This is a genomic window from Nocardioides sp., from assembly GCF_024509035.1.
Classification (GTDB): Bacteria; Actinomycetota; Actinomycetes; order Propionibacteriales; family Nocardioidaceae; genus Nocardioides.
Genome location: NZ_JANINT010000055.1, coordinates 1 through 9,278 on the forward strand (window position 1 = coordinate 1; position 9,278 = coordinate 9,278).

7 protein-coding genes are annotated in these 9,278 nt (G+C 73.0%); 5 read left to right on the forward strand and 2 right to left on the reverse strand.

The annotated features are described in order from the left end of the window. Positions 1 to 158: sterol carrier family protein (locus Q0L15_RS05050; protein ID WP_296602706.1), on the forward strand; the 158-nt coding region annotated here is incomplete at its 5' end. A 10-nt stretch (positions 159 to 168) separates the two neighbouring features. Continuing rightward, positions 169 to 1,506: a dipeptidase gene (locus Q0L15_RS05055; RefSeq protein WP_296602694.1), complete on the forward strand. Its 1,338-nt coding sequence runs from the start codon at positions 169 to 171 to the stop codon at positions 1,504 to 1,506. 111 nt (positions 1,507 to 1,617) lie between these two features. Here Q0L15_RS05055 and Q0L15_RS05060 read toward each other — a convergent pair whose 3' ends face one another. Then, entirely contained in the window at positions 1,618 to 3,405 is a 1,788-nt protein-coding gene (locus tag Q0L15_RS05060; RefSeq protein WP_296602696.1) for a HAMP domain-containing sensor histidine kinase, read from the reverse strand. A 59-nt stretch (positions 3,406 to 3,464) separates the two neighbouring features. On the opposite strand from Q0L15_RS05060, the gene Q0L15_RS05065 reads away from it, so the two are divergent. Both Q0L15_RS05065 and Q0L15_RS05070 read left to right on the forward strand, forming a co-directional pair. Further along, the gene (locus tag Q0L15_RS05065) at positions 3,465 to 5,798 is read left to right on the forward strand and encodes a molybdopterin cofactor-binding domain-containing protein (protein WP_296602698.1); all 2,334 of its coding nucleotides are present in this window, start codon (positions 3,465 to 3,467) and stop codon (positions 5,796 to 5,798) included. Next, positions 5,798 to 6,283, forward strand: coding sequence for a (2Fe-2S)-binding protein (locus Q0L15_RS05070; RefSeq protein WP_296602699.1), 486 nt, complete (start codon positions 5,798 to 5,800; stop codon positions 6,281 to 6,283). Before Q0L15_RS05065 ends, Q0L15_RS05070 begins: the two co-directional genes overlap by 1 nt. A gap of 7 nt (positions 6,284 to 6,290) precedes the next feature. On the opposite strand, the gene Q0L15_RS05075 is transcribed toward Q0L15_RS05070, so the two are convergent. Continuing rightward, on the reverse strand, positions 6,291 to 8,021 hold the full coding sequence (locus Q0L15_RS05075) for a HAMP domain-containing sensor histidine kinase (RefSeq protein WP_296602701.1): 1,731 nt from the start codon (positions 8,019 to 8,021) through the stop codon (positions 6,291 to 6,293). Positions 8,022 to 8,228: 207 nt separating this feature from the next. Here Q0L15_RS05075 and purF point away from each other — a divergent pair. Then, the coding region (gene purF / locus Q0L15_RS05080) for an amidophosphoribosyltransferase (RefSeq protein WP_296602702.1) at positions 8,229 to 9,278 on the forward strand (1,050 nt) is incomplete at its 3' end.

A 9,278-nucleotide genomic window follows, 5' to 3' on the forward strand; every position in this document is an offset into this window, starting at 1 on the left:
CGCCGCCGGCCGTCGTCGAGATGGACGCCGCGACGTGGATCGCACTGGCCACCGGGTCGCTGTCCTGGACCGACGCCGAGGCTGCCGGTCGAGTGCGTGCGTCGGGGGAGCGGGCCGACCTGACGCCCCATCTGCCTCTGCACGAGGGCGTGTCCTAGGTTGAGAGGTATGACCGCCGACATCCGTGCCCGCGTCCACGCCGTCCTGCCGGGGATCCGCAAGGACCTCGAGGACCTCGTGCGCATCGAGTCGGTCAGCGCCGACCCCGAGCGCGCCGGCGAGGTGCAGCGCTCGGCCGAGGCGGTCGCCGAGCTGTTCCGGGCGGAGAACTTCGACCGGGTCGACATCGTCACCGCCGACGGGGGCGCGCCGGCGGTGATCGCCCACAAGGCCGGGCCGGAGGGCGCCCCGACCGTCCTGCTCTACGCCCACCACGACGTGCAGCCCGAGAACGACCACGCCGACTGGGACTCCCCGCCGTTCGAGCCCACCGAGCGGGACGGCCGGCTCTACGCCCGCGGCGCGGCCGACGACAAGGCCGGCATCGCCGCCCACCTGGGCGCGCTGCGGGTGTTCGGCGACGACCTGCCCGTCAGCGTCACGATGTTCATCGAGGGCGAGGAGGAGATGGGGTCGGAGTCGCTGCCGGCGCTGCTGAAGGAGCACCACGACCGGCTGCGCGCCGACGTCATCGTGATCGCCGACTCCGGCAACTGGGACATCGGCGTGCCCGCGCTGACCACCAGCCTCCGCGGCCTGGTGCGCCTCGACATCGAGGTCCGCACGCTCACCCACGCCGTCCACTCCGGCATGTGGGGCGGTCTCGTCCCCGATGCCGTGATGACGCTGGCTCGCCTCATCGCCAGCCTCCACGACGACGAGGGCAATGTCGCGATCGAGGGGCTGCACGCCGGACCGGCCGCCGACGTCGACTACCCCGAGGAGCGGCTGCGCGCCGAGTCCGGCGCTGCGCCGGGCATCGAGTGGATCGGCAGCGGCTCGACCGTCGAGCGGCTGTGGACCAAGCCGGCCCTGAGCATCACCGGCCTGGACGCCCCGAAGGTCGCCGGCGCGAGCAACACCCTCGTCCCGGCCGCGCGCGCCCGCATCTCGATGCGCACCGCTCCGGGCGACACCTCGGCCAACGCTCTCGAGTGCCTGGTGCGCCACCTCGAGGCGCACGTCCCGTGGGGCGCGACGCTCACCCACACGGTCGTCGACACCGGTGAGGCGACGCAGATCGAGGCGACCGGCCCGGCGTACGACGCCGCGCGCGCCGCGTTCACCGAGGCCTGGGACGGCACGGCGCCGGTCGACATGGGCGTGGGCGGGTCGATCCCGTTCATCGCCGAGTTCCTCGACGCGTTCCCCGAGGCCAGCGTGCTCGTGACCGGCGTCGAGGACCCCGACACCCGCGCCCACGGCGCCAACGAGGGCCTCCACCTCGCGGAGTTCGAGAAGGTCGTGCTGGCCGAGGCGCTGCTGCTCGCCAAGCTCGGCGGCTGACCGTCCTCGGGGGCGCTGGCTCGCTGTAACGCCCGTTTACCCTGCCTTCCGGCCACGCTGCAACACCCGGGGAAGTTGGGGTAACACGGCGTTACAGCAGGCGCCGCGGCCTCACCCGCCCGGCAGGAACACGCGGAACGTGCTGCCGACACCGAGCTCGGACTCGACCTCGATGCGCCCGCCGTGGCGCTCGACGACGCGGCGCACGATCGCCAGCCCGAGACCGGTGCCGGGCTGGGCGACGGCGCTCGGGTCGGCGGAGCGGAAGAACTCGTCGAACACGTGCGCCTGCTCCTCGGGGGAGATGCCGATGCCCGTGTCGGTGCAGGTGAGGACCGCCCGGTCGCCGACCCGGGCGACGGCCACGGTGACCGTGCCGCCCGCGGGCGTGTACTTCACGGCGTTGCCGACCAGGTTGGTCACGATGTGGTCGACGTCGCGGGACTCGGCGAGCGCGAGCACGGGTACGCCGGGCAGGTCGGCGCACAGGGTGAGCCCTCGGGCCGTGGCGACCGCGTCGTTGAGGTGGACGATGTCGCTGACGGCGTGCGCGAGGTCGACCGGCTCCGTCACGGGTGCGCCGGTGCTCGCGGACTCGTGCAGCAGGAGCAGGTCGTCGACCACCTCGGAGAGCCGGGAGCCGCCCCGCTCGATCGCAGCGACGCACGCGCGCGCCGTCTCGGTGAGCTCGGGATCGGCCTCGAGGATCTCGACGTACCCCAGGATCGCGCTGAGCGGGTTCTTCATCTCGTGCGAGACGGTCGCCAGCAGCCGCTCCTTGTAGTCGGCGACCGCCCGGAGCTCCTCGACGAGCTGGTGCTCGCGCTCGAGGGTGCGGGCGTTGGCGATCGCGCGCCCGAGGTCGCGGCCGATCTCGAGCGCGGTCGCGGACTCCTCCTCGCTCCACTCCCGGCCCCCGCGTCCGCGGGTCAGGCCCATCACGCCGAAGCACTCCCGACCCGCGCCGACCGGCACGAACAGCAGCGACTCGACCTCGAGGTCCGCCAGGAAGGCGATCACCTCGGCGTGCTGGTCGCCGCCCAGCGTCCCGTGGATGGGCCGCTCGGGCGCCAGCACCGCCACGCACTGGCGCTCCCAGGCCCGCGGGGCCTGCGCGGCGACCAGGGCCCGGACGCCGGCGGGCAAGCGGACCGCCGGACCGCCGTCGATCAGCAGCGGCCCCTGGCAGCGGCCGTCGGGACCGAGCCGCTGCACCCACAGCGACTCCGCGCGGAAGCCCCGCGTCACCGCCCGCCCGCACTCGGCGAGCACCTCGTCGGGGGAGTGGGTGCCGGCGGCGATGCGTACGACGTCCGCGGCCGCGGCCGCGAGCCGGACCCGCTCGGCGAGACGCTCGCGCTCGAGCGCGGTGATCGCCGCGCGGGCCGCCTGGCGCAGGTGCACGTCGAGGGCGGCGCGCTGCTCGGGTCCCGGCACCAGGCCGTCGCGCGGCAGCTCCACGCCCAGTGTCCCGAGCAGGGTCCCGTCGTCGGCGTACAGCGGAGCGACCAACAGGTCCTCGGGGTGCCACCGTCCCGGCGGGACGTTCTCGCGGTCACCGGCGGCCACCCACCCCCACTGGTCGAGGTCGAGGACCAGCCGGTCGTGCGGGACGTACTTCAGCGTGCCCCAGTCGTCGGCGAGCTCGAGCTGCTCGAGCAGCGGCGCCACCGGGGCCAGCGAGTCGAGCAGCTCCTTGCGGGCCTCCTCGGGTCCGACCAGCGCGATGATCTGCAGGTAGCCGTCCTCGCGCACGACGCTCACGCCGACGACCTCGAAGGCGGAGATCTCCGCGACCCCCTCGACGATCGCCTGCAGGGCGTCGCGCGACTGGGCGTCGGACCAGCGCGAGGCGCGGACCGGACGCACGAAGTCGGAGGACTCGTGCGACTCGGGCATCCCTCGATCCTAGTTGGGTCCGCGCCGTGACCGTCGCCACACCGCCTCGTTGGACCCAGGTGACTCGGGACCATGCCCAGCCCGCGGCCCAGGCCGCCTCGACGCTCGCCGTCGACCGCCGCTCGTTCCTCGGCTACGTCGTCGCCGGCACCACGCTGGTCGCGGCCGCCGAGATGACCGGCGGGCTCCTCGACCCGGCTGCGGCGGCGCCCGGCGTTCCCCAGCCGGCCGAGCTCTACGACCTCAACGACCTGCTCACCCACGCCGCGGCGCCGACGGCCGACCTGATCACGGTCACGGTCCACGACGACGGGACGGCGTCGTTCGCGCTGCCGCGCATGGAGGTCGGGCAGGGCATCACCACCTCGACCGCGATGCTCATCGCCGAGGAGCTCGAGATGCCGGTCGAGAAGGTGCGGGTGACCCTCGCCGACGCGCGTCCCGAGCTGCTGTTCAACCAGCTGACCGGTGGCTCCAACACCACGATCTCGACGTACACCCCGATCCGCGTGGCGGCCGCCGTCGCCAAGGGCGCCCTGCTCGAGGCGGCGGCGGTGCTGCTCGGCGACACCATCGAGAGCCTCGTCGCCCGCGGCGGCGTGGTCCAGGCACCCGACGGCCGCTCGGCGACGTACGCCGAGCTCGCCCGTGCGGCCGCGAGCAGCACCACCCGGCCGGTGCGGGTGCAGCTCAAGGACCCGGCGCAGTTCCGGGTGGTCGGCGTCGGCCACAGCCGGGTCGACGCTCTCGAGGCGGTCACCGGCCGCAAGCAGTACGCCACCGACCTGCACGTCCCCGGGGCCCTGCCGACGATGGTGTGCCGGGCGCCCACGCTCAACGGCACCCCGCGGCGGCTGCGCAACGAGCGCGCGATCCTCGCGATGCCCGGCGTCCGCGACGTCGCGCTGGTCGACACCGGCGTCGCGGTGCGTGCCGAGACCTTCGGGCAGTGCATCGACGCGATCCGGGCGATGGACGTCGCCTGGGCCGACGGGCCGGTCGCCGGCCTCTCCGACGACGACGTCGTCGAGGAGCTCCGCGGCGCCGAGCTGCCGCTGCCCCGGCTCCCCGACACCCCGCTGGCCAAGACCGTCGAGGTCGACGTGCTGTTCTACTTCCGCAGCAACTCCGCGATGGACACCAACTCCGCGATCGCCGACGTCCGCGCCGACCGCGCCACGGTCTGGGCCGGCCTGAAGTCGCCGATCGTCGCCCAGCAGCGCGTCGCCGAGGAGCTCGGTCTGCCCCAGGACGCCGTGACGGTCCACGTGGTGCAGGGCGGCGGCTCCTTCGGCCGGCGACTGTTCTTCGACGGGGCGCTCGAGGCCGCGAAGATCTCCCGGGCGATGGGCAAGCCCGTCAAGCTGATGTGGCACCGCGCCGACGACGCCCGCGTCGGCCGGGGCCACCCGATGGCGACCAGCCGGGTGCGCGCCGTGCACGCGGCCGGGCAGGTGCTGGCCTTCCAGCAGAGCCACACGAGCATCGAGACCGACTTCCGCCACGGGCTCGGCGAGATCATCAGCGCCAACCTCGCCGACCTGCCCACGGGGCTGGGCAACCTCGGCTTCGCCGAGACGATCTTCGAGCTCACCCAGGAGGTCCCCTACGACTTCGGGGTGATCACCCAGACGCTCACCGAGACCGACGACCGGTTCAACACCGGCAGCATGCGCAACATCTACTCCCCGGACGTGCGCACCGCCGGTGAGCTCGCCGTCGACCGGCTCGCCGAGGCGATGGGCAGCGACCCCTACACGTTCCGGCGCTCCCACCTGCGCAACGCCCGGGTACGGGCGGTCTTGGACACCGTCGCGAAGCACGGCCGGTGGGGCCGGCCGATGGCGCCCGGCACCGCCCAGGGCATCGCGATCCACAAGGAGTACAAGGGCTGCAGCGCGTGCCTCGTCGAGATCGACTGCCGCCCCGAGCAGACCGGTCGCGAGATCCGCGACGGCGTCGGCGGGCCGCGCGTGACCAAGGTCGTCTTCGCGATCGACGTGGGCCTGGTGGTCAACCCGCGCGGCCTGGAGGCCCAGATGCAGGGCGGCATCAACGACGGGATCGCGCTCGCGCTCACCTCGAGCATGCACCTGCGCGACGGCCACTTCCTCGAGGCCAGCTGGGACAACTACTTCTACACACGGCAGTGGAACACCCCGCCCGAGGTCGAGGTGCTGATCATGCCGTCCGACAGCGGGCAGCCGGGCGGCGCGGGCGAGGCCGGTGTGGCGGCGACGTTCGCCGCGGTCGCGTGCGCCTACGCCCGGGCGACCGGCGAGGTGCCGGCGTACTTCCCGATCAACCACCGCGACCCGCTGGAGTTCCGCGTGAAGCCGTTCGTCCCCCCGATCCCGCAGTCGCCGACCAACGGCCGGAAGTTGGTGTGGTGATGGCGCGCCAGACCTTCGTGCTCAACGGCACGAGCGTCACCGTCGACGTGCACGACGACGTCCGCGTGCTGTGGGTGCTGCGCGACCTGCTCGGCGTGACCGGGCCCAAGTACGGCTGCGGCATCAACGTGTGCAAGGCGTGCACCTCCCATCTCAACGGCAAGGCGTTCAACCCCTGCTCGGTGCGGGTGGGCGACCTACGTGCTGCCGACGAGGTGACGACGATCGAGGGCCTCGCCGACACCGCCGAGGCCGACGGCGCCGCTCTCCACCCGATGCAGCAGGCCTGGCTCGACCGCGACGTCGCGCAGTGCGGCTACTGCCAGCCCGGCCAGATCATGGCCGCGGTCGCCCTGGTGCGGAAGGTACGCCGGGAGGGCCGGTCGATCACCGAGGCCGACCTCGACGCGATCCGCAACATCTGCCGGTGCGGCACCTACACCCGCATCCGCGAGGCCGTGGTCCAGGGCGAGCGGCAGATGTAGCGACCGGTCAGGACTCGGGCTCGGCCGCTGGCAGCCAGACCCGGAACGTGCTGCCGCTGCCGAGCTCGGACTCGATCTCGAGCTGACCGCCGTGGCGGTCGACGATGCGCCGCACGATCGCCAGCCCGAGGCCGGTGCCGGGCTGGGCGACCGCCTCGGGGTTGGAGGACCGGAAGAACTCGGTGCCGAGCTGCAGCAGGTCGTCGGAGGAGATGCCGATCCCCTCGTCGGCGACGCTGAGCAGCACGTCGTTGCCGACCCGCTCGACGCCGATCCGCACGGCGCCGGACGCCGGGGTGTACTTCACGGCGTTGCTGACCAGGTTGGCCGCCACCCGGTCGATCTCGTCGTGGTCGCCGAGGGCGAAGACCGGCTCGCCGGGGAGGTCGACGACGACGTCGAGCTTCTTCTGCTCGGCGGCGACCAGCGTGAGGTCGACGACGTCGTCGACGACCCGGCGCAGGTCGACCGGCGCCGAGATGATCGACTCGTCGGGGTCGGCCACCTTGGACAGCAGCAGCAGGTCGTCGATGACGCGCACCATCCGCCGGGCGCCGCGGTCCATCGCCTGGAGGGAGCTGCGGGCGTGGCCGGTGAAGTCGGGGGAGGACTCGAGCATCTCGAGGTGCCCCATCACCGAGGTGAGCGGGTTCTTCAGCTCGTGGGCCACGGTCGCGATCAGCTGGCCCTTGTAGGCGTCCAGCTCCTGGAGCTCCTCGACCAGCTCGTGCTCGCGCTCGAAGATCCGGGCGTTCAGGATCGCGCGGCCCAGGTCGTGGCCGATGTCGAGGGCCGTGGCGGCCTCGGCCTCGGTCCACTCGGGAGCGCCGGCGGCGCGGGTCAGCACGAGGTTGCCCAGGACCTCGGGGCCCGCCCCCAGCGGCGTGAACAGCAGTGACTCGACGCCGATCTCGTTGAGGTAGGCGAGCACCAGCTCGCCCTGCTCGGCGGTGATCGCGGGCCCGAACTCGCGGTGCGGCGAGACGACCGTGGCCTGCTGGCGCTCCCACGCGGCCCGCGCGGACACCTCGGCGATCGTGATCAGCTCGGGCGTGAGGTGGATGTGGCTGCCGTCGGAGGAGTAGATCTCGCCACGCGCGCTGCCGTGGCCGTCCCGGTCGAAGGTCTGCAGCCACATCCCGGCCGCCCGGAACCCCTCGACGAGCGCCTCGCGGCTGTCGGCGACGATGCGGTCGAGGCTGAGCTGGGCGGTCGCGGTGCGCACGATGCGCCGGGCCGCGTCCGCCATCCGGACCCGCTCGGCGAGCCGCTCGCGCTCCAACGCCACGAGGACGGCACGGCGCGCCTGCTCGGCGTACTGGTTCAGCACGGTGCGCTGCGCCTGCCCCGGCCGCCGACCGTCGACCGGCAGGTCGATGGCCAGCGACCCGCGGAGGTCGCCGTCGTCGTCGTACAGCGGCGCGACGAGCAGGTCGAGCGGGTGCCAGGCGTCCTCGGCCCCGTCGATCGGCTCGATGTCGGGCACCCAGCCCCAGTCCTGGCCGGCGCTCTCGTCGAGGCGCTCGTGCGGGACGAAGCGGAGCAGGCCCCAGTCGTCGGCCTTCTCCAGCTCGCGGCTCAGCCGGTCGACGGGGGTGCGCCTGCCCTGGAGCTGCTCGCGGGCGGCGTCGCTGCCGGCGACCGCCATGACCTCCATCTTGCCGTCCTCGCGGACCGCGCTGATCGCGGCGACCCCGAACCCGGCGAGCTGCGTGACGCCCTCGGCGATCAGCTGCAACGCGTCGCGCGAAGGCGCATCAGACCAGCTCGCGGGCGGGCTGGTGACGGACGGGTCCTGGGGAGTGTCCCGAGTCAATGGTTCCTCGTGTGGGTGGTGGTCGCGGGGTCATGCTACGGGCGCACAGCGACGCGGGCGTCCGTTTCTGCCCGGACAACGGCGAGACGGCGAATGGGACACGGTGTACCCGCACCCTAGACTCCTCATGTGCCCTTCGAGAGCAGTCCCCGCAGGGGTGGCGACGGCAAGCTGACCGCGGCGCTCGACCCGCACGAGCAGGGACCCCAGGACGCCTGCGGCGTGTTCGGTGTGTGGGCGCCCGGCGAGGACGTCGCCAAGCTGACCTACTTCGGCCTCTACGCCCTGCAGCACCGTGGCCAGGAGTCCGCCGGCATCGCCGTCAGCAACGGCCGCCAGATCCTGGTCTACAAGGACATGGGCCTGGTGTCGCAGGTCTTCGACGAGAGCACGCTGGAGTCGCTGAAGGGACACCTGGCCATCGGCCACAGCCGCTACTCGACGACCGGCGCCAGCACCTGGCAGAACGCCCAGCCGACGTTCCGGCCCACCGCCGACGGATCGATCGCGCTCGGCCACAACGGCAACCTGATCAACACCCACGAGCTGGCCCAGATGGTCGTCGACCTGCCCGGCCCCGACGACGAGCTCGAGCTGCACACCCGCCCCACCGAGCCGTCCACCAACGACACCGGCCTCGTGACCGCGCTGCTGGCCCACCACCCCGACACCTCGCTCGAGCAGCGGGCGCTCGAGGTGCTGCCGCAGCTGCAGGGTGCGTTCTGCTTCGTGTGGATGAACGAGAACACGCTGTACGCCGCCCGCGACCCCCAGGGCATCCGCCCGCTGGTGCTCGGCCGCCTCGAGCGCGGCTGGGTCGTCGCGAGTGAGGACGCCGCACTCGCGACCATCGGCGCGAGCGTGGTGCGCGAGGTCGAGCCCGGCGAGATGATCGTCATCGACGAGAACGGCCTGCGCTCCCACCGGTTCGCCCCTGCCGCCCCCAAGGGCTGCGTGTTCGAGTACGTCTACCTCGCCCGCCCCGACGCCACGATCAGCGGCCGCAGCGTCCACGAGTCGCGGGTCGAGATGGGCCGTCAGCTCGCCCGCGAGTACCCCGTCGAGGCCGACCTGGTGATCCCCGTTCCCGAGTCGGGCACGCCGGCCGCGGCCGGGTACGCCGAGGAGAGCGGCATCCCGTTCGGCCAGGGCTTCGTCAAGAACGCCTACGTCGGCCGC

Coding starts and splice junctions, on each gene's coding strand:
- Q0L15_RS05055 (WP_296602694.1), top strand. CDS start 169: ATGACCGCCGACATCCGTGCCCGCGTCCACGCCGTCCTGCCGGGGATC.
- Q0L15_RS05060 (WP_296602696.1), bottom strand. CDS start 3,405: ATGCCCGAGTCGCACGAGTCCTCCGACTTCGTGCGTCCGGTCCGCGCC.
- Q0L15_RS05070 (WP_296602699.1), top strand. CDS start 5,798: ATGGCGCGCCAGACCTTCGTGCTCAACGGCACGAGCGTCACCGTCGAC.